Raw genomic sequence first — 26,491 nt, 5'->3', positions numbered from 1 at the left:
GCCGCGTTCGACGCGGTCGGTCCGGCTTTGCTGATCGGCTGGTCTGAGGTGGGCCCGGGGCTGTTGCGCGCGATGCGCCACCCGGCCACCTTCCAGCCCGCAGCCCCGGACGTCGCGATCTCTCAGCCCGCGCCCCAGCCGGCAGAGACCGGTGGAGCAGCGGTGACCACCGTCGTCTCTGCGCCATCCGGAGGCGAGAGCCCCCAGGCCGAGGCGGCGGCGGTTCCTGCGCAGCGCGCGCCTGACCGGCCGAGCACCGTGGTCCTCGACGGGTCGCTGTTGGACCGGGCGCGGCGGGAGGATGCCCGCTACTGGGAGGAACACCGCCGGCCGATCTCCTCGGACGAGCTGCGCAAGCGGCTGAAAGTCGGCTCGAAGAGGGCGCGGGCCCTGGTCACGCAGCTACGCACCGAGGCACACCGGGTGCTGGAAGAACACGCCCCCAACGCTGACCTGCCCGAGGTCGGTACGGCCACGCTCGCGTCGGATACCGACGACGGGGCCGCCGACGAGTTGCTGGCGGCGGTCGGGCCGGATGACGTCGACATGGTTGATCTCGGTCCGGTGGAACCGGCCGAGACAGGCGTGCTGGCCACGGTCGGATGACGGCCCCCGCCCGGACGGGCGGGACGGGTGTGCACCTCGTGGGGTGGCGGGTGGCGGGTCCGGGCGCGGACACGTCAGCCCGCTCGCCCCCACTGGTCCCGACCGTCTGCCCGTTCTGTCTGTCTGTTCGTCTACCTCCGCCTGCCTGACGACCACTTTGGGAGACCTCTCCGCGTGATCACGAATCCTCCGCAGCAGACCTACCTCGGCCGCCGCACCTACACCCGACCCACCGCCCGCGTCGTATCCAGCGCCGAGCACCAGCTCTGGCTGGTCCGCCACCTCACCCCCCGGGACCGGTGGATCACCAGGATGATCCACGAACACCGGGTCCTGACCACCCACCAGATCGTCGAACTCGGCTGGATCACCCGCCGGTCGGCCAACCTGCGCCTGCTGGAGCTGTACCGCTGGCGGGTCCTCGACCGCTTCCAGCCGCTCGCGGTCAGCGGCCTGTCGCCCATGCACTACGTCCTCGACGTCGCCGGCGCCGCCGTCCTCGCCCACGAGGACGGCCTGGACCCGAAGAAGATCGGCTACCAGCACGACCGGGCCATGGGCATCGCCCACTCCCTACACCTGGCCCATCGGGTCGCGGTCAACGGCATGTTCACCCGGCTGGTCCACCATGCCCGCCAGCCCGAAGCCACCAGCCGGCTGACGGCCTGGTGGTCGGAGGAACGCTGCGCCCGCTCGTTCGGCGACATCGTCCGGCCCGACGCCTACGGCAAGTGGGCGCAGGGCCGCGCCGAGATCGAATGGTTCCTCGAACTGGACTTCGGCACCGAAGCGCTCCGCCGCCTCACCTTCAAGATCGATGCCTACGATCGGCTCGCCAAGGCGACCCGGATCATCACCCCGGTCCTGATCTGGACCACCACCCTGCGCCGCGAAGCCCGCCTGCGTGAGGCTCTCGCGGAGGCGCTGCGCAACCTTGACGACCCGGCGCGGGTACCGGTCGCGACGACGGCCGCGGATCTCGCCGAACCCGACCAGCACCTGGACGCCACCCTGACCCGCTGGCTACCCCTCACCTGGCCCGGGACCGGTCGCCTCAGCCTGGGCCAGCTGGCCGCCCTCTGGCCCCCCACCGCCAAGCCCCTGACCGACAGTTCCACAGCCGACAGCGACATCGGGCATCCGACACGGCTCCACCCGCCCCAGCCGATGCCACCCGCAGGTCCTGATCCCCAGCAGCGCGTGGCCTGACCGCAGCTCCGCATGGCCCGGAGGAGTCCTGCCACCTGGGCGCCGCGCCAGGTGGCAGAACCCCACGGCTCGAACGGCCATGGCTGCCGCGACCGGCAGACCGGTCCGCACGGGTCTATGGCCCGCCTGGAGCCGCGGCGATCGACACTGACAACGGCCGGGACGCTGCCGGTCGGCGTCGCCCGGTCACTGTCAGGGGCCAAGGCACACGCGGACGCCGGCCATCCAGGCAAGATCATGATTGCTTGCGGCATATGAGCGGCAGACGCCGATCCGAGATTCCGTCTCTTCCGTCAATGATCTTGCGATGAAGTCTTCATTCAACTTTCATGGAATCATGCCGTCTCCGCTGCGCAGGATCGAGCCGTCGAGTCTGGCTGCCCGGCGTGTCGAGCTGGGGTTGACGCGTGCGGCGTTGGCGGAGCGGGTTGGAGTGTCAGCCCGGATGATCTTTTTCTATGAGGAGGGTCGGCATAGCCCGACGCCAGCGCGTGTCGAGCGGTTGGCGTCGGCGCTGGGTTGCGGTGTGGATGCGCTGATGGGCTCGGAGCGGGGGCGGGAGACGTTGGTGGATCTGAGGTATGCCGCCGGGCTGACCTTGGATCGCCTCGCTGAACTTCTGCGTGCTGCTCCGGCTGGCCGTGAGCTGTGTGTGTCTGCTGCCAAGCTCTCGGCCTTGGAGAGTGGGCGGCCGGTGCGGGGGCGTCRCTGGCGGGATCCCGAGGTCACGGGGCGGCTGCTGGGGCCGTTGGCCAAGGCGTACGGCGTGCCTGTCCGGATGGTGTTGGACGCCTGGATGCGGACGCGGGCTGAGGAGCCTGCGCCGCTGTTGGCCGGTGATCGGAGTCGGGCGCCGTCGCAGGCGGCGCTGGCCGTGTGGGAGTCGTTGAACGAGCGCCAGCAGATCTATCTCGGGGAGATCATGCGGGATGACCGCATGACGGAGACCGAGATGTGGATGCGGCGTGTCCAGCGGCTGCCGGTGCCGCGGCCAGCGGAGTGGCGCAGGTTGCCGTTGGCGTGGAAGGCCGCGCCGTCGGACGTCGGTTACACCCGTCTGCAGGAACGTCTTCGCGTGCGGGGGGTGCACGATCCCGGTGCGGGGCAGACGGTGCATGCGCTACAGCGACGCGGCCTTCTGGTGGTGACAGAAGATCGGGTCGAACATCCTGATGTCGGCGAGGTGGGCCGGGTACTAGTGGAGATCACCCGGCGGGGCCGCGCGGCGGCGCGGGCAGGTCTAGGCGAGCCGCGGGAGCCGGACCCGGTCGCGCATCTGCTGTCGGAGTGGTTGTGGGGGGTTTTGGCGCGGGTGGCCGCCGCTGGGCCGGCCGGCCTGGACGATGACGCGCTGGCGGGCAGGTCGCTGTTCTTCATCGGAGTGGGCTACCAAGGCCGGGCCGGGGGGCGGCCGAGCCGTGGCTTCGTGGACTCGGTCGCTGTGATGGCTCCCGGAGGCACTCATGTCGCCGAGTACCGGTGGCGGCTGACCGCGCTGGGGCGTCGGCATGTGCGGGAGTACGTCGACGTCTACCGCCAGCTGTATCCGCGGGTGTCCGCTACGGACCTCGGCTGGCTTGCCGTACCTGACTCAGAGGAGTCGGTGCCGCCCGAAGGCGCCTAGATGTCGGAGGTGCCGCCTATCCTCTGGATCTGTGACGATCCCCACGGACGACGACGTCCGGACGTTCGACGATGTTAAGGCGCGCTCGCTCGTCTTGAGAGCGGCTCTGCATGCGGCGAAAGCGGTGACTGCGCCGGAGCTGGAGCCCCGGCAGCGGTTGGCGACGTTGATGGAATGCCACGGCATGATGCTGGCGGCCCGCGGCCCTGGAAGCCCTCTGCCGTTCGCGGAGTTCCGCCGGGCGCTCCACGGTGACCTGGCCGCGCTGGTCCCGCCCGGGGTCAGCCCACTGGACCTTGCCGGGATGCTGGTTGTCGACGACGACGGCCAGGTCACGGAGGATGCCTTCGACCTTGACCTCGAGCAGCGGATGTTGCTGGACACGCTCCGTAAGCTGGACCGCACGGCGGGCGTGGTCACTGACCGGCAGCTGCGCGAGGAGATCGATCAGGAGACTGCCTACACGTTGCTGCGTCGCCAGGGCGACCAGGGTGTGTATGTGGCCGGCCGATCGGACTTGATCCGGCGTCCCGCCGGCCCGGTCGCCGACCTGTGCGAGCTACGACTCCCGCCGTTGATCGTCGACTTCTACCAGGACATCCCCTTCGGTTCGGTCTTTCGCGGCTGGTGGTTCCCCTGCCCGGTCTGCGCCTGGCCGATGCGGCTGACCGTCCGGAAGAATGCTGGTGGCTCCGTGGGGGCGGCTCGCTGCTGGCATGGTGCCCACGCCGACATGGGCGCGTCCTACCTGTTTCGGCTGCCGGTGGACGCGAGTCCGCCAGAGCTACTGCCTGAGCCGTCTCCTCCGCGTCCCGGCAGGCGGGAGGCCGTGCTCTACCCGGACCTTGCGGACGTCCCGCAGGCGGTCCCGGCTGCGGGCCACAAGGCGCTCGTCCGAGGAATTTGGCGGTACACCACCGTTCCCGGGCTTCCCGAGCTCGCGCTGCATGACCGGCTGACTGAACGCGGGGTGACGGTGACGCTGTGGCCGGCGCTGGACGCCTATGACCTGTTGGTCGAAGCCGGCCCGAAGCGTGGCCGGAAGGAAAAACTCAAGGTCGACGTCAAGGACTACACGTCGGCGACGACGCTCGCGGCGCTGATCCACGCGCAGGAGGGCGATCGAGGGGGCGCGGGCTGGCTGGTCGTGCCGGACTACCGGGCCGGCCAGGTGCCGCTGCTGTCCGGGGTGTGCGCCAAGTACGACATGCGGGTAGCGACCGCGTCCGAGTTCGGTGAGCTGGTCTGTGAGAAGTCCGGGGTGAGCTGGGCATGAGCGAGCCCACGGTCCGGCAGACAGCGGTCTTCGCGGCGTTGGCACTGGCCGCGCACTACTTCCCGAAGCCGGTAGAGGATGACACCCGCAGCGCCGCGCCGTTCGCCCAGGCAGCGTTCCTGCTGTCCGGGAAATACCCGGCGTGGGACCGGTGGAAGAGCCTGCCGCATGAGGAGAAGCAACGGATCACCCGTGTCCTCTCGGTCGCCCCGGCCGAGTTCGCCGACGCACGTGTCTTTGCCGTCGCGGCCCGCGCTCTGCTCGCCTCGCCCGGAACCGCGGACGCCGAGAGCGCGGCGCCGTTGCTGCCGTTCGAGCTCGTCGGAGAGAACCCGTTCACCGCAGAGGCCGCGTTCCCCCGCCTCGGCGGGGACCTGCTTGGCTACGTCGATCGTCAGACCGCCCGCTTCCAGCGGCCGACTGCCCGCCCCAAGCCTCCCGAGTTCGCCGGCCCCGGCGTCTGGTCGACCGGGGAGATCTTTGTCAAGGACGTCGGCCAGGTCCAGGGCCGGCTCACGATCCCGTCCTATCCCCAGTTCACCGAGCCGCTCGGTCACGACCAGCTCCCGCAGGTTGCCACCGCTCCGTATCTCGCGGACCTGCGGATCCCCACCGCTGAGCTGCTTGAACTGGCCGAGCGGATCGACGAGCGGTCCGCCGAGGACCGGCGTTTCCTGCATCGCACGCTCGCGCAGCTGTTCGACGCGCTTCAAAGCAGCGACACTGTGTCGCCGGCGGAGGCGCTGAGGCTCACCGCGGGCGGCTTGGAGATTTTCAATGCGCCCACCGGGACGGGCAAGAGCGTCCTGGTTCGCGTCATGGCGTCCTGGTTCGCCGTCCACGGTCTGCGCCTCGCCGTCGTCCTGCCGGACATCAAGGCATGCCTGGCCATGACGTGGAACGTGCGTGGGGACTTGGCCCACCTGCACGCGACGGGCGTTCTCGACGAGCTGGCGGCCTGTGCGCACCTGATGTCACCGCGGGGGATGCACGACCGCGCACTCAAGCACGCCTCCYTTCTCACCGAAGATCCCGACACCCCTGGGGAATGGGGCAAGCGCGCCGAACGCGACGTGGACCCRCTGGCCTACGGCTGCGCGCAGACGACCTTCCTGGAGGCGACCGGGGACTACCCGCCCGGCCGGGAGCCGTGCCTGTCGCTGCACCGGCAGGGCGTCGGCGCGGCGGCCTGCCCCTGGATCCCCACATGCGGGAAGTTCGCCCCRGTGTATGAGGCGTGCGCCGCGAGTGTCGTCGTCATGAACCATTTCGTGTTCACGTCCGGGAACCTGCACATCGGGGTGAACCTCGACGGCCGGCCGGTGCGACGCCTGACCGCGGCCGAGTTCGCGCTGCGCACCTGCCACGCTGTGCTGGTCGACGAGGTCGACCAGTTCCAGTCGCGAGCCCTCGAGTCGTCCGCGAGCGAGGTCGTCCTGCACTCCAGGCGCCACTGGTCGGCGGCACCGCAGGAGATTGACACCGACGCGAAGCGGCTACGGATCGACGACGAGCACGACCTGCTCTCGCCCGTCAGCCATGTCCGGCTGATGGCCGAGTTCCTGCTGTTGTCGATCTGCCGGAACGCCCTCAGCCTGCACGCCAGCGAGGACGCCCGCGCCCAGCACCGGATCCCCGATCAGACGAGCACGCGATGGCATCTGGCACGCAGCCGCGACCGCACGCTGATCGGCTTGCTGTGGCCCGGTGTAGACGTCGCCCCGGACGCGGACATCCCGCCGGAGCTGTTTGCGCACCTCAACGCACTCATGCCGGGCCGCTTTCAACGCTCTGACCCGCTGAGCGGACAGCTGGCCCCGACAGCGGGCCCCGACTGGCACGACGTCCGGTCGGTGCTCGGCGCGCTAGTGACGCCCCGCGGCGAGGACCTTCTCGACGAGGTGAAGCTCGAACTCCACACGCTGCTTGAGAACACCGTCAAGGACGCGCACCAGCGCACCCAGGCGATCAACCTGCTCGTCATCCGCACCGCGATGGCCGAGTTGGACGAAGCGCTGTCGCTCCTGCAGGACAAGGCACAGAACTACCGGTCGGCCGGTCTGCGCTCAGCCCAGAAGATCCTCGACAACCTGCACACCAACGCCGTCTCCGCGGCGTTCCCCCGCGGCATGCTGGGACGCGCGATCACCGGCTACCGCGTGACCGGTCTCGAAGACAAGGAGAGGAACGCCGCCCTGTCCGCCCAGACCCTCGCCGGCGACCCGCACACCTTCGCAGCCGAACTCGGCGGCATCGTCTCCCTCGTCCTGGCGGGCATGGAACGCCCGGTGATGGGCCTGTCGGCGACCGCCTACTTCCCCCAGGCCGTCCGCGAACACCTCCACGCCCCGGTCCGCTGGTGGATGACCGACGCACAGGCCAACTCGATCAGGGCCAAGAGGCACCGCATCGACTACGGCGACGGCCACCCGATGTTCGGCACACCCATCAAGATCTCCGGAACGCATCCCAGCCGGAAGAAGGACGCCGGCATCGAGCTGGGCACTCGCCTCTACGACGAGCACATCCACCGCGAGCTCGAACGCACCGCCCGCAAGGACCCAGACCGGGCCCATGTGCTGGTSGTCGCCAACTCCTACGAACAGTGCGCCTGGCTCGCGCGAGGGATCTCCCAGGCCGGCAAATACAGCCGCGGACTGTGTGTCGCCGTCCGGGAGGAGGACCGGCACAGCGCACACGCCGACCTACCCCGGGAGAACATCGCCACTCGGCTGACGGCGGAGCAGTTCGAGGACTTCCCGCAGTACGGCAACGTCCTGGTCGTACCCCTGCAGATCGTCTCCCGCGGGTTGAACATCGTGGTCGGGACCCGCTCCGCGGTCCGCTCGGTCTACCTGTGCGTCCGCCCTCTCGCGCTTCTCGGAGAGCCAGCCGAGATGTACGGCAGCATCAACGCCGCCGGCCTGCGGGCATTGCCACCGGGAGGGAGTGCCGACCCCGCCCAGGCGCTCACCGAGGCCCGCGCAGCCGCCTGGGAACGRCTGTCGCTACTGCTGCGGACCGCGCCCCAGTTCACCGCGATGCACAAGCCGCTACAGGAAGAGGTCGTCGCGGGCGTGGTCGTCGACCTCATCCAGCTCGCCGGCCGGGCCCGCCGCGGCGGCGGCGACGCCGTCCTGCACCTCGTCGACTACGCCTTCCACGAGGACACCTGGAGCTCCGACCTGGAGACCATCCTGCGCCGCATCCACTCCCAGTGGCCCCCTGAGGTGCGGACACGGATGAACGACCTCTACGGCGAAGCACTCAACGCCTTCCTTGACTACGCCGGCATCCACCCCGACACGCCGTGACACCGCAGAAACGAGGAACCGTGGCCCCGCCCGGCAAGTACCTCAACACGCTCGCGTTCCGCTGCACCCMCGACCTCGTCGCAGACGCCGCCGTCCACGTCCGGCATCTCGACGAGGAGACCTGGAAACTCTGGGACGACCTCGACCGCCAGTGCAAGCAGCGATACCGCAACGACTCCGCCCAGGCCCCCTACTCCATCGCCACCATCGTGCTCGGCATCCTCAGCGGCGGCTACGTCCACTTCGACCCAGACAGGCGGGCGCGCTTCCTCGCATCGCGAGAGCCCCTCGACAGCAAGCTCCTGCGCAGGGTCTTCACCCTCACCCACGGACTCGCCCTCGGCGACAAGATCGACACCATCGATCTCACCACGCCGCCGGACCTCGCGAAACGGATCGCCGACCTCCGCGAGGAGCATTGCCTGCTCGCCGAGCACCTCACGCCCGCGCCCGGCACCCAGCCCAACGCCCCCGGTTGGGTGTACCGGACGGTTGCCTGGGACCTCGCACGACGCCTCGCCGCCGAACCGTGGGCGATCTCCGACAGCAGGAAGATCGCTCTACGGCCCGACACCACCGGCGGACTCATCGCCCTCGACGACCCCTGGGAGAACGACCGAGGCGGCCGATTCGCACTCTCGCGCACCAGACTGGCCCTCAAGACCATTCCGAACATCACCAGCCCGCTCCTGCTGCTCACCTCACGGGTCACCCGCATCGCCGACTCGCTGATCTTCTCTAAGACCGCACTCGCGCAGCAGCCAGGGATCGGGCGCCCCGTACTGGAACTGGAGCTCGACGGCCGCGGCGGAGCCCGCACCATCAACCGGCTCGCCCTCGACGCCCTCGGCCGCCTGGACATGGACTACTCGATCCTGCGCACCATCGCCGAACGCTCCACCCGCGAGCAGGAGCTCCTCGCCCAAGCCAAGGCCGAGCAGCGACCCGCGCGGTTCCCCCGTGACCGCCCCGGGCAGGTGTGGCCCATCCTCCCGAAGAGCGCCTCGTTCCCCATCGGTGTCGGCACCGGCATGCACCACCTGCGCCGGCTCCACGATCACGCCTCCCTGGTGTTCGCCGACGCGGCCGAACCGCTGGAGCTGCGTGAAGTGCGCATGCAGTTCCCACGCCGGCCGACAGACCCGGAGCGGGTCTCCGCGCGAGAGCGCGCCCGCCGCAAGGAGGAACGCGCGAACAACGGCGGCAGCGGTCCGCTGGCAGAGCCCGGAAACGCCTTCCCATCCCCAGAGTCCATCGTCGCCGCTGTCAAGGCAGCCGGCTTCGACACACTGCGCATCGCCTGCCTGTGGTATCGCGACGAAACCCGGCTACGCATGCTCGGCACCCTTCGCCGAGTCTTCGCACTCGACGACGTGGACCTCGACCCCCGCGACGGCCAGACACTCGAGCTCCACCCGGGCGCCATCAGCGCCGTCTTCCACCACGCCGACGACTTCCTCAGACCGGGCCTCCCCGCCGGCCGCGAAGAAGCACTACACAAGGGCGGGTTCTCGCTGGAGTCCCGAGACGGCGTTCTCGTCGGCGCCTGGTGCGAGACCGAAATCCCGACCGCGGAAGGCACCACAGACACCGACGCCGGCGATCTGGACGCGAAGCACCAGACCAGAAGCATCCTCGCCGCCCTCGGCGTACCCACCCAGTACCTGCGTGGCGCAGACGACAACGGAGTGATCCAACCCAAGGACGGCAAGGACCACCCCGCCGAGTGGGCRCTCCTCGACCTCTACCGCTCCCTCGGCATCATCGACGACCGCATCGCAAACGCGCTGAGGCCGCCCGCGGCCGGGTACCCGGTCGACCGCGTCGCCCACGTCGGCATCCACGTCCGCCAGCAGAATCTCCGCAAGGGCGAGCGGGGCCGGCCGAAGGTCGTCATCACCGCAGCAGCCCTCGTCCCGCCCGACGACCCGGACGGCACCTGGACACTGCTCGGCTGGAGCTCCACTCGACCCGAATGGCAGCCCTACCGCACCGCCCAACCCGCGTTCCACGCCACGGCCTACCCGGAGGGAACAGACACCAGGACCGCCCGGCAGCGATGGGACGAGGCCGCGGAAATGGTCGAGCGCGCGCTGCAAGACCTCGCCGACGAGCTCGACGGGATCCCCTATGCTGTCACGGTCGATGGCCTCGCCTCACGGCGCATGTGGCACGGCCTGCAGAACATCCACCAAGGCGCCTCAGCCGAGACCCGCACGAGCCGCTACTGGCTACCCGGCAGCACCCTGCACCGCGACGACCGACCCCAGGTCGTCATCCGCGTAAACATCGAGGACGACGAGGTGCCACCCCCGGTCAGCACCACCCGCGTGTCCCGAGACACCGACAGCCAGTCGACGGATGGCGAGACCGCCAGGACCCTCTACCAGGTCTCCACCGACTTCGGCACACCCGTGTGGATCCTCTGCAACGTGCCACGCAGCTACGACGGCGCCGGCGCCGGCCGCCTCGGCGCGAAATACACCCGCTGGGACGCGCAACGCTCCGTCTGGTCCGACAACAAGGAAGAACGACGCAAAGGCGAAATTTCCCAGAACTGGTACTCCATGACCGCAACGGAGATCTACCCGCTGGCCTGCACGGCGGCCGTCCCCGCGGAAGCCTTCGCAATCGCGACCGCGAAACTCTGCCACCAGACGATCTCCTGGTCCGACCGGATCCGTCACCCGGTGCCGCTACACGCCGCCAAGCAGATGGACCTCGACCACCCTCAGTACCGCCGAACCGTTCAGACGGAGGACAAGGAGCCCACAGGCCCCTCTGATGCGTGACCCGCCCGGCTGGCCTCACATTGGCCCCCCGGTAGGGGAGAGTCCGCTCCGAAGGTCATCCACACCGGTCCCCCGACTTGGCTACACGGACAAGCGACAGAACCGAGCCAGTAGCGCAGCGTGGGCGGTTACAGCGCCGTCGAGTCCCGCATCAGGGCAGGACCTCCGTGTGGGGCCGGGCCGAGCGGCGTTGGCTCTCGCCGTCGTCCCGAACCACCCGCCTAGCGGTCGCAGGGGGGCGCACCGAGCAACACACCGCGGACTGGTCTCGATCAGCCGTAGCCGGGCCGGTTGCTRCTGTACCGCTGGTGTCCCCGCGTGGTGCGACGGTCCGACGCGTGGGGCGGGTGGCGGTCCGACGTGCCCGCCGAGCACGGCATGATTGGTCCACTGCCACCACGACGAAGGATCCCATCCGCCTGTGATCACACAGACCGACCTGGAGTCGCGGTTGTGGGCTGCGGCCAACGCGCTCCGCGGCCCCGTCGATGCGGCCGACTACAAGACCTACGTGTTCCCGATGCTGTTCTGGAAGTGGATCAGCGACACCTGGGACTACGAACACAGGCAGGCGGTTGAGAAGTATGGCGAGGAGCTGACCGACGAGGTCGAAGCCGACTTCCACCGCTTCGATCTCCCGAAGAACACCCGCTGGTCGGTGGTCACCAAGACCCGGGTCAACCTCGGCGACGCGGTCGCGAGGGCGTTCCAGCGCATCGAGCAGGCCAACCCCAGGGCCCTTGCCCGGATCTTCGGCGACGCGTCCTGGGGCAACGAGGAGCGGCTGCCGCCCTCGGCGCTCCGCGGGCTGGTGAAGGCGTTCGACGACATCCCGCTCGACCCGTCCACAGTCAGCCACGACCTGCTCGGCGCCGGCTATGAGTACCTGCTCAAGAAGTTTGCCGACGTCTCCGGCCAGAAGGCCGGCGAGTTCTTCACCCCGCGCGAGGTGGTCAACCTCCTGGTCGCCATCCTGCGGCCCGAGCCCGGCGAGACAATCTACGACCCGGCCTGCGGCTCCGGCGGCATGCTGGTGGCCACCATCAACCAGGTGCGCGAGTCCGGCCAGGACCACCGCACCCTGCGCCTGTACGGCCAGGAGGTCAACCTGACCACCTCGGCGATCGCGAAGATGAACCTCTTCCTCCACGAGATTGAGGACTTCGAGATCAAGCGCGGCGACACCCTGCGCAAGCCGCTCTTCAAGAAGCCCTCGGGCGCGCTGACCCAGTTCGACGTGGTCATCGCCAATCCCCCGTTCTCCCTGGAGAGCTGGGGCGCCGACCAGTGGGCCTCCGATCCTCGTGCCGTCGGCGGCGTACCGCCGGCGAAGAACGGCGACTTCGCCTTCGTCCAGCACATGGTCGCCTCCATGAGGCCCGGCACCGGCCGCGTCGGCGTCGTCATGCCTCACGGCGTCCTCTTCCGCAGCGGCGCCGAGGCCAGGATCCGCCAGTCCCTGATCGAGCGCGACCTCCTCGAAGCCGTCGTCGGCCTCCCGCCGAACCTCTTCTACTCCACCTCGATCCCGGCCTGCATCCTGGTCTTCCGCCACCAGAAGCCCGCCGACCGCAAGGACAAGGTCGTCTTCATCGACGGCTCCGAGCGGTTCGCCAAGGGCAAGAACCAGAACACCATGTCGTCCGACGACATCAAGGCCCTCACCGAGGCGTACCGCACCGGCCTCGCCCCCGACGGCCCCGGCCTCAGCGCGCACGTCCACGTCGCCGACTTCGACGAAATCAAGGCCAACGGCTTCGACCTCAACATCGGCCGCTACATCACCAAGACCGTCGACGAGGCCGTCGACCTCGGCGCTACACTGATCGCGTACGCCGACGCCCGCGAGCAGCGGATCGCTGCCGAGGCCGCGATGTTCGAGCGGCTCACCGCTGCCGGGATCGACCTGACCGCCTTCGGGGTGGCGGATGGCTGACTGGGAGCACGTTCCCGCAGGCTCGGTTGCGACTCAGCGCAAGGATCGAGTGACCTTGCAGCCCGGCATCGAGTACCGAACCATGGGCGTTCGCTGGTACGGCAAGGGTGCCTACGACCGCGGGGCTGTCACGACCGAGACCGTGAAGGCCAAGTCGCTCTTCCGGGCGCACTTGGGCGACTTCGTGTTCAACCGGATCGACACGCAGAACGGCGCATTCGACGTTGTGTCTCCCGATCTCGACGGGGCTCTCGCCACGAACGAGTTCCCGCTCTACATCACTGATCCGTCACGTCTGCTCGCTCCCTTCCTTCTGCTCTACTTCCAGCAGGAGTCTGTGAGAGCGGAGATCGACCGCACGCGGGCAGGGTCGGAGGGACGTGCGCGCTGGAAGGAGGYCGACTTTGAGGGGTGGCAGATCCCGCTGCCGCCGCTGGCCGAGCAGCGCCGGATCGTCGACCTCGTCGCATCAGTCGACAACCAGATCGCGAGTATTTCCCTTGAGACCATCAAGGCACGGCGGGTTCTTTCCGCACTCCGAGCAGACGTTCCAACCGCTGGCGAGCGCTTGCTCTCTGACGTCATCGACGGTATCGACAGCGGTAGAAGTGCGCTCACTGCCGGCATCCTGCCGCGTCCAGGCCGCCCCCGAGTCCTGAAGCTCAGTGCAGTCCAACTCGGCGTCTTCGACGCGGATGAGGCGAAGGAGTTGGACGAACTTGATGGCTACTCCTCGATCCACCTCATTCATGAGGGCGACCTCTTGGTGACACGCTCGAATACCCCGGGCCGCGTCGGCTACGTTGCCGTCGCGCGCGACGTGCCTGCGCAGACCTACCTACCCGATCTGATTTGGCGAGTTCGCCCAGACGAGGGTGTCATCACGACGGACTATCTCGGGCATGTGCTGTCTTCCCCCGAGTGGCGAGCGCGCATTACGAGTCTTGCAACTGGCACGAGCGCGTCAATGCAGAAGATCAACAAGAAGAACTTCGGCACGGTAAAGATCCCTGTGCCCTCGCTCGACGAGCAGRCTGACTACGTCACTCGCTGCGATGTTGCAGCCGTGGTCGTCAGGTCGCTACTGGCGGAGGCCGAGGCGCTGCGTAGCGCGAGGAGCGCTCTCCTTGCTGGACTGTTGGCAAGAGCGATTGAGATCCCAGAGTCGTATGACCGCCTCTTGGAGGAGGTCGCGTAGGTCATGGGCTGGAGCGAGGCTTCGACGATCCAGGCAGCGTTGCTGGAGTGGGCGGCCGACGCCGGATGGGAGCACGTGCCCGGCGCGGATCTGCCGCGTGATGAGCACGAGGTCGTGGTCGAGTCGTGGGTGCGTAAGGCCCTGCTCCGGCACAACCCGGACCTGGTCGATGACGAGGAGTCGACTGGCATAGTGATCGCCGAGGTCAACCGAGCGATGCTGGACGCCACGAACGGCCTGGTCGCGGCCAACGAGGCGCTGACGGTGATTCTGCGGGGGCAGCAGCCGTTCGTGACCGTGGCTGGGAAGCATGTGCCGCGGCGGTTTATCGACTTCGACGACCCGGAGGCCAACCGGCTGGTCGTGGCCGATGAGGTGACGATCAAGGGTGGGCACGAGGCGCGGCGGTTCGACGTCGTCTTCTACGTCAACGGGTTCCCGCTGGTGGTGGTGGAGACCAAGACGCCGGTGAAGCAGTCGGTGTCGTGGTTCAATGCGGCGAGGGACCTCTATGACGTCTACGAGGTGGAGTATCCGCAGTTCTTCGCGCCGAACGTGTTCAACGTGGCGACCGAGGGACTTGAGTTACGGATGGCGCCGGTGCGTGCCGAGCCGGATCCGGAGAGCGAGTTCTGGGCGCCGTGGGGTGAGACCGGTGGTGACCCGAACCTGTCCGGGCCGGCGCGGGTTGAACGGGATGCCCGTACGCTGCTGACACCGGGGATGGTGCTGGCGATCTTGCGGGACTTCGCGATGTACCGGCATGCCCGGGATGCTTCGGAGCAGGATGTGAAGTTCCTGCCTCGCTATCCGCAGGTCGAGGCCGCGGTCGCGATCCATGACAAGGTGCTCGCCGGTTCCAGGAACGAGCAGGGTGGTGGCGGGCTGGTGTGGCATCACCAGGGGTCGGGCAAGACCGAGCTGATGGCGTTCACCGCCTCGCGGCTGTTGCGCGATGAGCGGGTCGGGGCGCCGACGGTGATCGTGATTGCGGACCGTAAGGATCTCGTGCGGCAGACTGCGGAGATGTTCCGCACCGCCGGGATGCCGACCCTTGAGGTGCCGAAGACCAAGCGGTCGCTGTGGACGGTGCTGAAGAAGCCCGGGCCGCGGGTGGTGGTGACCACGCCGCACAAGTTCGCCGAGGCCGGTTTCCTTACCGACCGGTCCAATATCATCGTGCTTGTCGACGAGGCCCACCGTTCGCAGGAGGGCGCTCTCGGTGAGGCGTGGCGGGATGCGGTGCCGAATGCGACGTTCTTCGGGATGACCGGCACCGCGGTCAAGGCCGGTGAGCGGGACACGTTCAAGCTCTTCGGCAACCCCGAGGACCCCGACCTGGTGCTGTCGCGGTACACGATGGAGCGCTCGATCGCCGACGGGTTCACCAAGCCCGTCATCGTCGAAGGCCGGGCGGTGAGGTTCGAGCTGAGCAAGGAGCAGCTCGACGAGGCGTTCGAGGAGCTGGCCGACGACGAAGGGCTCGATGACGAGGCCAAGGAGTTCCTCTCCGGCAAGGCCAGTCACATCGCCACCATCCTGAAGAACCCTGAGCGGGTCGCCTCGGTCTGTGCCGACATCGTCGACCACTACCTCACCTACGTGGCTCCGCTGGGGCAGAAGGCGCAGGTCGTGGCGTACAACCAGGAGCTGGTGGTGGCGTACGCGACCGCGATCCAGGTCGAGCTGGAACGCCGTGCCGCGGCGATGACGCTGCCGGACGGGTCCAGTGTCGCGCGTGAGGTCGGCGTGGTGATGCATGTGGAAAATTCCAAGAGCACCCCGTCGGTGTACAAGAAGTATCTGCTCTCCGACGAGGCCGAGGAGGGGCTCAAGCGGCGCTTCAAGAAGGTCGACGACCCGCTGTCGTTCGTGGTCGTCACCGCGAAGTGGATGACCGGGTTCAACGCGCCGATCGAGGGTGTGCTCTACCTCGACAAGCCGCTCAAGGCGGYCAACCTGTTCCAGACCATCACCCGGCCCAACCGGCCGTGGAAGAATCCGCTGACCGGGCAACGCAAGGAGTACGGCCGGGTCGTCGACTACATCGGCTTGGCCAAGGCCATCGGCGATGCGCTGCTCGGCCCCAAGGCGAAGGACGGGACCGAGCCTGAGAAGCCGACCGTACACGATGTGGCCAGCTTGGTCGGGCGGTTCATGACCGACATGACTGTGCTCACCGCGCTCTTCGACGGGATCGACACGCGTGATGCGTCGTTCACCGCGTTGGCCGAGGCGCATGAGCGGATCCCGGTCGACAGCGAGGCGCGGACGACGTTCGTGGAGACGTTCACCGCGGTGCAGCGGATCTGGGAGTTCCTCGACCCCAACCCGATGCTGGCACCGTTCCAGGGCACGTATCTGTGGCTGGCGAAGCTGTATGCGTCGATCCAGCCCAAGGGATTCGACAAGGGCCTGCTGTGGGCCAAGCTCGGCGCGAAGACCGAGGCGCTGATCCACGCCCACATGGGTGACATCTCGGTGAAGCCGCTGGCTTCTCGGAACGTCACTCTGGACGCGGCTGGGATCGTGCTGATCAAGAAGATCGCCCAGTCGCTCCAGGTACTGCTGCCCGTGCCCGACCCGAAAGCTCCCGGGCAGATCGTGGAGGAGATCCTCGATTCCATCGAGGCCCGGCTCAAGCGCCGGCTCGGCCAGGACACCGACTCCGCAGTGTACAAGAGCCTGGCCGAGCGGATCGAGGAGCTGCGGCAGCGCACCATTTCCTCCGTCGAGGAGTCGCTGCAGTTCCTAGAGGACGCGCTCCAGGTCGCCCACGACGTCGTCGCTGCCGACCGCGCGGCCGAGGAAGGCACGCTCGCCGAAGACGAGCGTCTCTACGACCCGAAGATCGGGGCGCTCACACAGATCGTCGAGCAGAACACCCCTGCCGGGCTGCACAAGATCGTGCCCGACATCGTTTTCCGGATCGACCAGATCGTCGTTGAGGTCTCCTACACCGGCTGGACCAGCTCCCACCGCGGCGACCGGGAAGTGCGCAAGGCCATCCGCTCCACACTCAAGGACTTCAGCCTGCCGGTCACTGGCGTGCTCTTCGACAAGACCTACGAGTACGTGAAGAAGAACTACTGATGGGCAGACGAGTCGCAGGCCGGCGTGCGAGCGACCCGGCTGMACGACGCCCAGCACACGGCGGCGAGCCTACCGGTTTGCCCCGTGGCGCCGGAGCTGTCGACCGCCGCGGGCCGCCAGCCGCACCGTGCCTGACGCGTGCGGAGAGTTTCGCTGTCATGATCGTGGCGTCGGGGTGATGTGGGGCCGGGCCGGATGCTCCGCTCGGGAGAGACGAGGGGCTGCCCGCGCTCTGCGGAGAACGTGCTCCTCGGCAGCGGCAGCTGGTCGGGGACGATCTCGCGGACGCCGTCGGCGTCGAGCGGCCGTTTATACGATCTTGATGATGTCTGACTGTGGATCAAGGTGTTGATTGTATTGGCTGCTGGCGCGCGTAGGGCAGGAAGCGTCCGTCGATGCCGAGTCCTCGAAGGAGAGGCGCGACGAGTCGTTCGGTGACGGCGTCGGCGTGGTCGGTCAGTTCGATGCCGGGGGCGATGGTGGTGTGTTCATAGGTGTCCCGGTTGTAGGGCTGGGCGAACTCGATGTCACCGTTCTGCACGTACTCCCAGGGGATCGCCCCTTTGATGCCGGTGAGGCGAAGCCCGATCTGCCACTGCCCCTGGTAGTTCATGTGTCGGTCAGCGAGGTCGGCCGCGAGCGCCAGCGCTGCGTRCACGAGGCCGAGCACCAGCGCGGGCAGAACGACTCGATAGGTGCGAGGTGTGCCGTCGCGACCGATGGCTCGCCACGGCGATGGTGCTTGCGACGTGCCGCGTCCGCAGAGCACGTGGACGCCGCCGTTTTCCAGCAYGGTCAGTTCGAGGAGGGAGTCCTCGCGGACGGCTCCGGTCTCCCTGACCCCGCTGGTAAGGGTGATGCCGTCGCTTTGCCGCCGCCACACGCCCACGGCCAGGTCAGGGGCGAAGGTCGACCTGCCGCGGGCAGACAGCGCACGGAGAAGGCTGTTGTTCAGTTGTTCGCTGGCCCGGACCGTGCACAGTTCGACCAAGGCGTCCTCGCGGGCCGCGACGGGGTGGACGGCGAAATAGAGGCGGCCGTTCGTCCGGTCGGAGTGGTCCGGGACGGGGTCGGTCTCGGCGAGGTCATCCAGGAGAGCGGGCAGGTCGGYGTGGCCGAGGAGCCGGCGTTCGACCGCCTCGCGTACCTGCGGATCCGACAACCTGATCTTTGCGCGGTCACCTCGGCCGTAGTAGACGTGGTCCACCATGTGCGGGGCGCTCGCGCTCGGGGGGATCTCGACGACAAGGCAGCCGATTCCGGGCCGGGTCGGATCCTCGAGTGGGGAGTGGCTGCGCACGATCAGAGGCGGATCGATCCTGGTACGTGCGATCGCGTCGACGCGCTCGGCCAGCCCGGCGAGGTCGGCACCGATCACAGTTTGGGCACGGCCGAGGCTGTCCTCCTCGACACCGATGACCAACAGTCCGCCGTCTACCGCGAACGAGGCCAGGTCTCGGGCGAGCTCCGCGTTGGACCCTTTGGTTGTGGGCACCTCGCGTTTCAGTTCCACCCAGTGGGTCTCGTCGAGATGGCTGGACTGAACCGCTGCCTGGATGTCGTCCCAGCTTGTTGGCGTCCAGCGTGGGACCGCGGGGCCGAGGTAGATGCTGCGGGGCACCCTGCCTTGATACACGGCGCGCGGTACGACATGAAGATCATCTGATGACTTGCTCCTGATATCGAAGCTGATCGACGGCTTCAGTGGTCCGGTTGTGGAGGCTGGCGACCAGGGGGTTCCGGATAGCGGGGGACGGTCGGGGTGACTGAGCCGCCGTATCAGGGTGACGGCGAATGGCATCGCTGTGTGGCGCAGGGGCGCGGATGCGCGGACGGTGCCATGTCGGTGGCGGACGGTCGGGCTGTCACGGTCGCCGTATCCAGATGACGGGGGCTCRCTGTCTCGAGTGAGCGGTCGCCGCCGGCCGGGATGATTCTTCGCCCGCAGTGGACGGTCGGTGCGGCTAGCGCGCCGTATCAGAGATGAAGGGGCCGACATCGGCCACGGCCGCGGGCTGCGGGTGGTTCGGCCTGTCGAGCGAACTGGAAGGAAGTGCTGACCTATGAACAGGGAGACTGCTCTGCTGGTGGAGGACATCACGGCCCCGTGTGCAGCGGGCGGTCCGTGCCGCGGCTCGGGCGCAGGCGATCGGGACCCGCCGGTGGGTGTTCGCCGTGCCGCAGGTCTGGTACGACGACGGGGAGACCATCCAGGCCCGCCCGCTGTTCACGGCGCCGTTGCAGCCGGGGGAGACGGAGACGATCAGCTGGATGAGCTGCGACGCGGACGACGGTGTCGACTACGGCCGGGTCCCGTTCGCCCGCTGTCCCGGCGGGGAGCCGGTGTTCGACGACGCCGAGTACTTCGACTTCCCGGTCCAGGCGCTCAACCGGACGCCGGGTGCGGCGATGCACCGCCTGTTGAATGCCGGCATCCCGGATCTTGCCGCGCACCTCCCGCGCTGACCACCCCCACGATCACCAGCCCTGGTGGGATCTGTGCGGGACCTCGTGGGTGTTCTGGTAGTAGGCGAGAAGGTCCAAGGCGTCGGCCGCTACCAGGATGTCCCCGACGACCGGATCGTCGGGCGGCACCGCTTCGGCCGCGAGTGAGTCCAGGATCGTGTCCACCGACGCGGGCGGGAGGTCGGCGGCGGCCAGCCCGCGCAGGAAGTCGCGGTAGCGATACCGCAGCTCGGGCCGCAGCCGGCCGGCGAAGCCGTCCCCAGCAGGATCGGGATCGTGGCTGGCCAGGTCGTCGGTCGGGGAGGTGAGCACGACGGTGAACTCGTGCAGCGACGGGTCGGCGAGAGCGGAACGGATCTCGGCGAGCGCGCCCTGGCCCAGCCCCCGGATCTCCAGAAGGACCTCGTCGGGAAGAGCGGCGATCTCCTGCGCGGACACGAACGAACCCTGCCGCACCAGGTTGGCCGCTCGTGCCGACAGCCGTGCGTACAGCGCGTGAACGGGCGTCTGCTCGGCGGGCAGTTCCCGGAGCCGCCACCCCGGGACCTCGCCGGCGCGCAGGACCTGGCGCAGCTGGCCGGCGAGCCGGTTCTGCCCGACCACGAGGATCTCCCGGGACTCCACCAGGCCATACACCATCGCGTCGAGTCCGGCCCGGTCCGGGTACTGCTCCAGGATCCTCGACGAGCGGGCCCCGTGTCCGAGGAACTGCGGCACGATGATCATCAGGGCTTCGTGGGCGGACGTGCCCGCGGGGCCGTTGCTGTCACCGGTGAAGTACACCAGCCGAGGGCCGGCACCGACGGTTCCCTTGCTCACGGGGACGCCTCCCAACCTCCACGGCCAGCGCCGGTCACACGCCCTGAATCACGCAATGCGAGTACTGAGACAGATTGTGACACCTTGCTCGCGGCCGGTGCCGCCTCGGTGACTTCGAGGCCGGCCCGTTCCCCTGTGCCCCTTGCCGATCGTCGATGAGCTGCTGGGCGTTAGCCGCGAACCAGAAGCGTGTGAGCACTGCGAAGCTCGATTTTCACCGTCCCGTCGCTGGGCGGGGTGGCTCAGACCGGGTCAGTCGCCGGACTTGTCGGCCTGGGCGTTGCGGTCGCCCGCGGACCGGGCCCGCGAGCCGAAACCTGACCGGCCGGTCGCGCTGTCGGGACGGCTGTCGCCGGCGGACTGGATCTTCGACGCGCGTTCCTGGGTCATCCGGGTGCCCCCGGACTGCTGGCCGCACCCGGCGCCCTTGCCGCCGGACCGGCCCGCGCCGCTCTTGCCACCGCTGGACTTCGCCATGGCTCCCAGGATGGGGAGCTGGGCCGCTGCCCGCATTTCGACCTCCCGCGGCGGCTGAAGGCCGGGGGCACCCGAGGATGCCCTCCGCCCGGGGTCGACGCCAACGATCTGCGGGCTGACGCGACCGGTTCAGAGTAAGGCCAGAAGGCCCTCTGGCAGGCCCGATCTCCTGCCAGCCGTGTTGTCTCGCCGTCGCCACCCGTACCTGTCGTAGCAGCGTCGCCTCGCGGCTGCCTCGGAACAGTGGAGGGTCCTTCCCACTCTCGTGCTGGTTTGTGGATTGCATCATCCCGTGGGAGCCGACGGGAACTCCGAAATCTTGTAAAAAGCGAAGCGGGCCCCGCGGGGAAGCCGGTGCATCTCTCCATCGGGAGAGGTGTATTTGGAAGGGGACCTGCACGAATGACCGAGCCTGTAGTCAAACCGCTGGAGGTGGGGCTCTGCCTCGCGGTCGCCATGATCGCCGGACTGGTCGCCGGCATCCTCGCCGCTATGAACGGCTCCCGCCCGGCCGGCGCTGTGCTCGCTGGCGGCGGCGCGTTCATCGTTGTGCTGCCGACCGTGCTGACGATCGCTTCGACGCTGGGCGGGCTGTAGCTCACCTCGAAGCGGCCTCCCACGACCCCGTCGCGGCGATCGTGCCAGCTGGGTTCGGCCTCCCAGGCGTGTCAGGCGGCGGCGCCCGCGCTGGCCCCCGATGGCCGGGGTTGATCGCACTACCGACCCGCTGCCCGCCGACGAACCAGGCGTCCTCGACGTGCGAGCGGTGGACACGGCCCTGTCTGGCCGTGGTCCCCGTCCACGGTCCGCTGGCGCCGGACGGTTCGGCCGCCGCGGCCCGCCGCCAAAGGGGGAAGGCGCGAAACCGAGCTGCGCCGCATGGGTCTGTCCGGCCGGAAAGGTTTCTGCGCTCCAGCGGACGGTCGGGCAGCCGTCTCGCCGTATCAGAGGTGAAGGGGTCGACATCGGCTTCGGCGGTGAGGGCCGCCGAGCGAACTGGAAGGAAGTGCTGGGCTATGAACAGCGAGACCACCCTCCTGGTCGAGGACATCACCGCCCGTGTGCAGCGCGCGGTCCGCTCCGGGGACTATCCCGCGATCGTGGGCCTGCAGGGCGAGCGGAAGCTGATCCTTAGCGACTACGACTACCTGTTCACCTGGGCGACCGCGTTGGAGTTCGAGTGCCGGTCGGCGGCCAGGGCGCAGGCGATCGGGACTCGGCGCTGGGTGTTCGCGGTACCGCAGGTCTGGTTCGACGACGGGGAGATCATGCAGGCCCGGCCGTTGTTCACGTCGCCGTTGCTGCCGGGGGAGACGGAGACGATCACCTGGATGAGCTGCGACGAGGACGACGGAGTCGACTACGGCCGTGTCGAGTTCGCCCGCCGCCCGAACGGCGAGCCGGTGTTCGACGACATCGAGTACTTCGACTTCCCGGTCCATGCGCTCAACCGGATGCCGGGCGCGGCGATGCACCGGCTGTTGACCTCGGGCATCCCGGACCTCGCCGCGCACCTCCCGCGCTGAACCCGGCAGCGATCAGTAGCTGCGCCGCTGGGGGCCTCGTGGGTGGCGGCGTACTCGGCGATCAGATCGTCCGGACCGGCGACTATCAGTATGCCCTCGACGACCGGATCGCTGAGCGGTACGGGTTCGGCCGCGAGCGAGTCGAGGACCTTGTCGACCAGGTCGGCCCGGATGGGTGGTGGCGGCGAGGCCGCGGAGGAAGTCGCGGTAGCGGTGGCGCAGTTCGGGTCGCAGCCGGGCCGCCAGGCGGTCCACGGCAGCGTCGGGATGTTCGCCGGCCGGGTCGGCGCCGGGCGAGGTGACGGCGACTTTGAGCTCGTCCAGCGACGGGTCGGCCAGAGCGGTGCGGATCTCGGCCAGCGCGCCGACGCCGAGCTGCCGGAACTCGAGCAGCTACGACAACTAGATCACCTGCTCCGGAAGGCAGGCTTCTTGGAGGGGCCGGTCGATGTCGCCGCCGATCTACCTACGCGAGTTGGCGTACGCCAGAGGCCATACGACGACAGCGCCGCCGACGCCGGCCGCGCTCGTGCAGGTCGGTCACCTGCACGACCGCAGCCTGCTTCCTCAGTCGAGAGTGACGCGTTCTCGGGTCCGTCACCCGGTACCCTGATGCGCATGGTGGCGGAGTGCAAAGACGACCTCGCGTCCTTGTCGAGGACTCTAAGCCTCGGCGTGCTCGCGCACATCGATGCCGGCAAGACGTCGACAACCGAGCGATTGCTCTTCGATGCTGGCGTACTGGCCGAGCTCGGAAGTGTGGACGATGGCACCACGATCACGGACACAATGGACCAGGAGCGACGCCGCGGAATTACCATCCGCGCTGCCGTCACGGCGTTCACTCATAAAGGTTGCGCGATCAGCCTCGTGGACACACCGGGGCACCCGGACTTTATTGCGGAGATCGAGCGGGTCCTCGATATTCTTGATGGCGCGGTGCTCGTCATATCCGCAGTCGAGGGCGTGCAAGCACAAACTCGGATTCTGTATCGCGCGCTGAAGCGCAAGGGCCTACCATTCATTATTTTCGTCAACAAGATCGACCGCATGGGCGCCCGCTCGGATCAATTGGTTTCCGAGATCCGTTCACGACTCTCTCCGAACGTAATCGCGCTCGGCGAGCCGGTCGGACTCGGGACCCGTGCCGCCCGCTACGAGCCCCACAGCGCGATCTCGGAGGCCGGCCGTCTGGAGTTGATCGAGATTCTCGCAGACAATGACGAGGATATTCTCGACCTGTTCGTGCAGAATGAATCCAAGATCGACGATGGAATTCTACGTGACGCGGTAACCCGCGCGTCCCACAAGGGAACGGTCCACCCCCTCCTCTTCGGCTCAGCCATCTCGGGTGCGGGTGTTCCCGAACTCATGGACGCGATCGTCGAGTATCTACCCGCCTCTAAGGCGCGGGTTGACGGAGACCTAAGCGGGCGAATATTCAAAATCGACCGTGGTTCGTCCGGCGAGAAGGTGTGCTACGCCAAGGTGACCTCTGGAATTCTCAGATCCCGCCAGCGCGTCCCGGTGAGCGGAATGGACCAGAGGGTTACTGCTCTCGAACTCTTCGACAGGGGGGGGACGCTGCCGGTCGGAGCAGTTGACGCCGGACGGATCGCCAAGATCTGGGGTTTTGAGAAGGCGCGGATCGGAGACGAGATCGGGGCTGATGGCGCGGTAGTGCGGGCCCCCTACTTCGCCCGCCCGTTCCTCGAATCCGCAGCGCGCACCAAGGACCCGCGGCACCGCGGGCGCCTGTATCAATCACTTGCTCAACTCGCTGAGCAGGATCCGCTGATCGGACTACGCCAGGATGATCGCGCTCAGACGATGTACGTATCGCTCTACGGCGAGGTGCAGAAGGAGGTCATCCAGGAGACGCTGGCGACCGAGTTCCAGGTCGAAGCAGAGTTCAGCCCATCGACCATCGTCCACGTTGAGCGGGTGATCGGTGTCGGTGAGGCATTCGACGAAGCCCCCGACCCATTTATTGCCACGGTCGGGTTGCGGGTCGAGGCCGGCCCGGTCGGGTCAGGCTCGGTCTTCGCTCTCGAAATCAACACGGGAACTCTGCCCGCGTCTTTCTATAAGGCCGTGGAAGAGGCGGCGATGCGGACGCTCGCTGAGGGCCTTTATGGCTGGGAGGTGGTCGACTGCGTCGTGACGATGACCCGATCAATTCTGCACCGGGACTGGGCCAACAGCACTGCCGCCGACCATCGCAAGCTCGCTCCTCTGGTAGTTATGGACGCCCTCCGTCAAGCGAACACCGAGGTCCAGGAGCCGATCCAGGCGTTCCATTTCGAATGCCCGGCGGACACCTTCGGTCACTTCGCAAGAATAATGCCGGAATTCGGAGAAATATTGTCGGAACCTTTCATCAAGGCGGGGACCTGCAGCGTCGAGGGCAACCTACCCGCGGCAAAGGTCCCGGACCTCCGGGCGCTCATCCCCGGCATAACGCGGGGTGAAGGCTTCCTCGAGACCGAGTTCAGTCATTATGCTCGCGTGCACGGCAAGTTCCCGACTCGCGCTCGCACCGACTTCAACCCCCTCGACCGGAGCGACTACCTCCGCCAGGTCACGTGATGCAATGAGGCGCTGCGCACGGCATTGCCGAACCTAGCTAGATGGACATGCGTCCGAAGGACGAGGTAGCCCGAACGTCTCCAAAGGATGGTGCTGCAGTCATGCCTGACCCAGCCGCGGCCAGCCGCAGAGATTTTCTCGATGGTCGTCGTGTCGCCGCCCGCGACGCCTTTGACCACGGCGCCGACGAGTACGACGCTCGTTGGGGTGACCCAACAGTGAGWCATCTGACTGCTGTGGCTGAACTCGTGCAAGCCGTAGGTCCTGGTGGCGAGATCCTCGACGCCGCGTGTGGGACGGGGAGGTATTGGGATGCCGTTATTGCCGCCGGGATTTCCGTCTTCGCCGTTGACCTGTCGCCCGGCATGCTCACCATCGCTCGTTCGAAGTATCCGGGAATACCCTCCCGGGAACTGTCCCTCCAAGACCTGCGCGCCGCAACGGAGCTTCATTCGCGGTTCGACGGGCTTATGTGTATTGACGCGATGGAATGGGTTGGTGAGGAGGACTGGCCCATCGTCCTCGATGGCTTTCACCGAGTATTACGACCCGGGGGTTGGGCCTACCTGGCGGTGGAGATTCCCGAAGAAAAAGACCGCGAGATTCTGGCCGCGCCCGTTCCGGAAGGGCAGGTTTACGGCGAGATCGTCGGCGACGGCGGCTTTTACGCCTATTTCCCTAGTGAAATGGCGATTGCMACCTGGATGGCCGACGCCGGGTTCACGCTGCGCTCCGAAAGCCAGGGCGACGGCTACAGGCACCTGATTTTCCAGCGCGACGACGGTTGAGCTTCTTGTAGAGCGTGGTGTGTCGCTGTACCTGAAGGCGACTATCCACGTAGTTTAGCTCCGGCTCACACACCGTCAAGATTCTTGATTTGAATCTAAGGGTACCCTGGTAGCAGAAACGTGCCTTCGACCTGGGAGAATGCGAGTTCCCGAAGCCCCCAAGTCCGCAGTTGGTAGTCACACGATCCAGTTGATCAGGAGGTTGGCTGAAGGTAAACGCGTGTAGGGCCGGCCAGGGGCGGGCGTCCACGCCCCTGGCCGGCCCTACAAAGGTGACAAAAGGGCATGCGAGGATCCTTCGGCAGTACCTACAGTAATCGACGTCGAATACCCATCCGGCAGCCGCCAAGTCGGATGGGGAAGCCGAGAACCATAACTCATGAAAGGTCTTCGTATACGACACGGCGCGACACCGCATCGACTCGCCGGCCGTGCGTGGGTGCTCTCGGCGGTGGAACGAGTGAGCATTCCCGTTGGCGGAACCGCGATCTTCAAACATGCGCGGAGCCGATCACCGGCGAGGCCGACGTCCTCCAGCACCTACATGCGTGCAGGCAAGCCTCGAACCGCTGCGCGTCTGTGGCCGGTGGGTCGGCGCAGTCGGTCTTGACGGGTCCTTGATCGTCTCGCGGACGCCGCGTACCACCTGGCCGACGGCGCCGAGGTTCCGCCAGTCGGCCTCTGCCACTCGGAGTTCCRCCCGAGCCTGCACATCGGCCAATCGGGATTGCGGCTCCTCGACTGGGCGCGAGCATTCATCTGCCCTGGCCTGCTCGAT

General features: G+C 67.7%; 16 protein-coding genes and 1 pseudogene. 14 read left to right on the top strand and 3 right to left on the bottom strand.

The genetic code is table 11. The annotated features are described in order from the left end of the window. The 9 genes and pseudogenes from KBI5_RS26335 to KBI5_RS12600 all read left to right on the top strand — a co-directional run. Nucleotides 1-606 (top strand): annotated as a pseudogene (locus tag KBI5_RS26335) (hypothetical protein); the annotation flags it as partial. A 174-nt stretch (nt 607-780) separates the two neighbouring features. Next, nucleotides 781-1,815, top strand: a complete 1,035-nt coding sequence (locus KBI5_RS12635) for a replication-relaxation family protein (RefSeq protein ID WP_085015332.1) — start codon at nt 781-783, stop codon at nt 1,813-1,815. A gap of 307 nt (nt 1,816-2,122) precedes the next feature. Further along, nucleotides 2,123-3,439: a helix-turn-helix transcriptional regulator gene (locus KBI5_RS12630; RefSeq protein ID WP_085015331.1), complete on the top strand. Its 1,317-nt coding sequence runs from the start codon at nt 2,123-2,125 to the stop codon at nt 3,437-3,439. A gap of 31 nt (nt 3,440-3,470) precedes the next feature. Then, nucleotides 3,471-4,715 carry a hypothetical protein gene (locus KBI5_RS12625; protein WP_085015330.1) on the top strand — a complete coding sequence of 415 codons (1,245 nt, stop codon included), beginning with the start codon at nt 3,471-3,473 and terminating at the stop codon, nt 4,713-4,715. After that, entirely contained in the window at nt 4,712-8,029 is a 3,318-nt protein-coding gene (locus KBI5_RS26330; protein WP_085015329.1) for a hypothetical protein, read from the top strand. Before KBI5_RS12625 ends, KBI5_RS26330 begins: the two co-directional genes overlap by 4 nt. A 20-nt stretch (nt 8,030-8,049) precedes the next feature. Further along, nucleotides 8,050-10,821: an RNaseH domain-containing protein gene (locus KBI5_RS26325; protein WP_198537676.1), complete on the top strand. Its 2,772-nt coding sequence runs from the start codon at nt 8,050-8,052 to the stop codon at nt 10,819-10,821. 421 nt (nt 10,822-11,242) lie between these two features. Beyond that, the gene (locus KBI5_RS12610) at nt 11,243-12,757 is read left to right on the top strand and encodes a class I SAM-dependent DNA methyltransferase (RefSeq protein WP_085015328.1); all 1,515 of its coding nucleotides are present in this window, start codon (nt 11,243-11,245) and stop codon (nt 12,755-12,757) included. A gap of 49 nt (nt 12,758-12,806) precedes the next feature. Then, nucleotides 12,807-13,955, top strand: a complete 1,149-nt coding sequence (locus KBI5_RS12605) for a restriction endonuclease subunit S (protein WP_085015327.1) — start codon at nt 12,807-12,809, stop codon at nt 13,953-13,955. A gap of 3 nt (nt 13,956-13,958) precedes the next feature. Continuing rightward, complete coding sequence (locus KBI5_RS12600; RefSeq protein WP_085015326.1) at nt 13,959-17,048, top strand: HsdR family type I site-specific deoxyribonuclease; 3,090 nt, start codon at nt 13,959-13,961, stop codon at nt 17,046-17,048. A gap of 340 nt (nt 17,049-17,388) precedes the next feature. Here the strand turns inward: KBI5_RS12600 and KBI5_RS12595 are convergent, their stop codons facing one another. Beyond that, entirely contained in the window at nt 17,389-18,669 is a 1,281-nt protein-coding gene (locus KBI5_RS12595) for an ATP-binding protein (protein WP_133057019.1), read from the bottom strand. A gap of 488 nt (nt 18,670-19,157) precedes the next feature. On the opposite strand from KBI5_RS12595, the gene KBI5_RS12590 reads away from it, so the two are divergent. Further along, the gene (locus tag KBI5_RS12590; RefSeq protein WP_241882844.1) at nt 19,158-19,514 is read left to right on the top strand and encodes a hypothetical protein; all 357 of its coding nucleotides are present in this window, start codon (nt 19,158-19,160) and stop codon (nt 19,512-19,514) included. 12 nt (nt 19,515-19,526) lie between these two features. Here KBI5_RS12590 and KBI5_RS12585 read toward each other — a convergent pair whose 3' ends face one another. Together KBI5_RS12585 and KBI5_RS12580 are read right to left on the bottom strand one after the other, a co-directional pair. Further along, nucleotides 19,527-20,333: a hypothetical protein gene (locus KBI5_RS12585; RefSeq protein ID WP_085015324.1), complete on the bottom strand. Its 807-nt coding sequence runs from the start codon at nt 20,331-20,333 to the stop codon at nt 19,527-19,529. A 252-nt stretch (nt 20,334-20,585) separates the two neighbouring features. Beyond that, nucleotides 20,586-20,846, bottom strand: coding sequence for a hypothetical protein (locus tag KBI5_RS12580; RefSeq protein WP_133057018.1), 261 nt, complete (start codon nt 20,844-20,846; stop codon nt 20,586-20,588). A 366-nt stretch (nt 20,847-21,212) separates the two neighbouring features. Here KBI5_RS12580 and KBI5_RS12575 point away from each other — a divergent pair, with 366 nt between their 5' ends. The 4 genes from KBI5_RS12575 to KBI5_RS12560 all read left to right on the top strand — a co-directional run bounded on the left by KBI5_RS12575 (nt 21,213) and on the right by KBI5_RS12560 (nt 25,713). Next, a complete protein-coding gene (locus tag KBI5_RS12575) occupies nt 21,213-21,407 on the top strand; it encodes a hypothetical protein (protein ID WP_085015322.1) in 195 nt (64 codons plus the stop codon). A 419-nt stretch (nt 21,408-21,826) separates the two neighbouring features. Further along, nucleotides 21,827-22,336 (top strand): hypothetical protein, encoded by a 510-nt coding sequence (locus tag KBI5_RS12570; RefSeq protein WP_085015321.1) that lies wholly within the window; start codon nt 21,827-21,829, stop codon nt 22,334-22,336. A gap of 171 nt (nt 22,337-22,507) precedes the next feature. Next, nucleotides 22,508-24,925 carry a TetM/TetW/TetO/TetS family tetracycline resistance ribosomal protection protein gene (locus KBI5_RS12565; RefSeq protein WP_198537674.1) on the top strand — a complete coding sequence of 806 codons (2,418 nt, stop codon included), beginning with the start codon at nt 22,508-22,510 and terminating at the stop codon, nt 24,923-24,925. 101 nt (nt 24,926-25,026) lie between these two features. Continuing rightward, nucleotides 25,027-25,713, top strand: a complete 687-nt coding sequence (locus KBI5_RS12560) for a class I SAM-dependent methyltransferase (protein WP_157902496.1) — start codon at nt 25,027-25,029, stop codon at nt 25,711-25,713. The last annotated feature ends 778 nt before the right edge of the window (nt 25,714-26,491 follow it).

Origin of the sequence: Frankia sp. KB5, from assembly GCF_002099325.1 — a bacterium.
Lineage (GTDB): Bacteria > Actinomycetota > Actinomycetes > Frankiales > Frankiaceae > Frankia > Frankia casuarinae.
The sequence above is the reverse complement of the archived record's forward strand: the minus strand, read 5'-3'. Positions and strand labels throughout refer to the sequence as shown.

Coding starts and splice junctions, on each gene's coding strand:
- KBI5_RS12580 (WP_133057018.1), bottom strand. CDS start 20,846: ATGCGGGCAGCGGCCCAGCTCCCCATCCTGGGAGCCATGGCGAAGTCC.
- KBI5_RS12575 (WP_085015322.1), top strand. CDS start 21,213: ATGACCGAGCCTGTAGTCAAACCGCTGGAGGTGGGGCTCTGCCTCGCG.
- KBI5_RS12570 (WP_085015321.1), top strand. CDS start 21,827: ATGAACAGCGAGACCACCCTCCTGGTCGAGGACATCACCGCCCGTGTG.
- KBI5_RS12565 (WP_198537674.1), top strand. CDS start 22,508: ATGGGTGGTGGCGGCGAGGCCGCGGAGGAAGTCGCGGTAGCGGTGGCG.